Here is a 1,371-nt window from a genome sequence, read left to right on the forward strand (position 1 = left end):
GTCTGATCGACCTTGACCAGCAGGGTATCGCCATCGCAATCCAGATGCGTACTGACCAGCTTCTGCTGTTGGCCCGAGCTCTCGCCCTTGCGCCATAGCTTGCTGCGCGAGCGTGAGAAGTAGCACACGCGACCGGTGGAGAGCGTCTCGCGCAGGGCTTCGGCGTTCATCCACGCCATCATCAATACCTCGCCGCTGTCATGCTGTTGCGCGATGGCGGGAATCAGCCCGTCGCCATTCCAGGGCAAGGCGGCGATCAGCGCTTCCAGCGCGACCTTCTCGCCGATATCGGCATTCTCCAGCGACTTGAGCAGTCCATCCTGTGCCATTGAGGGTGTTTCCTTGCAGAGTCCATATCGAAGCCCCCTCAAGCGTCATGTCACGCCGGCAGGGGCTCACGCAGTATTCAGTGTCACAAGCCGCGAATCAGCGACGCAGTCCGCCACGGGCGCTGCGCCAGATGAGCGACAGCAGGTAGGCGACACCGGCCACCAGCACGATGGTCGCGCCGGCCGGCAGGTCGAACTGCCATGAGAGTGCCAGCCCGCCGGTGGTGAAGGCCATGGCCGCCAGACTCGCGATCACGATCATCATGCCCAGTGAGCGCGCATGATGGCCGGCAAGCGCGGCAGGCAGGGACAGCAAGGCCAGCACCATGATCAAGCCCACCGCCTGCAACAGCAGCACGACGGTGATCGCCACCATCACCAGCAGCAGCAGGTAGAGCGTCTTGACCGGCACGCCCCGCAGACGCGCGAACTCTTCATCGAAGATCACCGCGGTCAGCGGGCGATGCACCAGCAGCAACACCAGCGCCAGGCCTCCCACCATCCAGGCGAGGGTGCCGATGGCATCCGCGGGCACCAGCAGCAGGTTGCCGAACAGATAGCTCATCAGGTCGACCTTGTAACCCGGGGTCTGACTGATGAACAGGATGCCGGTGGCCATGCCGATGGCCCACAGCGCGCCGATGACGGTGTCTTCCTGATCAAAGCCCTTGAGACTGATGTAGCCGATCAGCAGGGCGGCGAGAATGGCGCTGATGAAGGCGCCGACCAGCGGGCTTGCGCCCATGAAGTAGGCGATCCCCATGCCGGCAAGCACGGTATGGGCGATACCCCCGGCCAGATAGCCGATGCGGCGTACCACGACATAGGGGCCGACCAGACCGGCCGCAAGACTGGCCAGCAGACCGGCGAAGAGGGCGTTCTGGAGAAAATCCTGGCTGCCCAGGGCGGTGATGAAATTCATGTAATGTAAGCCTAGAGCGCAGAGCGGGCGACGTGAAGGAAGTGAAACAGGCCAGACGGACAGTCACCGGCCGCGACATCAGTGATGGTGATGGATCATCTGGACGTTTTCACCATAGAG

2 protein-coding genes are annotated in these 1,371 nt (G+C 62.9%); both read right to left on the bottom strand.

Annotation, left to right across the window (positions count from 1 at the left end; all coding sequences use genetic code 11):
* The coding region (gene hisI, locus AC4FAH_RS11115; protein WP_490246033.1) for a phosphoribosyl-AMP cyclohydrolase at window positions 1-329 on the bottom strand (329 nt) is incomplete at its 3' end.
* A 97-nt stretch (window positions 330-426) separates the two neighbouring features.
* On the bottom strand, window positions 427-1,251 hold the full coding sequence (locus AC4FAH_RS11120; RefSeq protein WP_043334239.1) for a metal ABC transporter permease: 825 nt from the start codon (window positions 1,249-1,251) through the stop codon (window positions 427-429).
* Window positions 1,252-1,371: the final 120 nt, after the last annotated feature.

Source organism: Cobetia sp. (genome assembly GCF_983723665.1).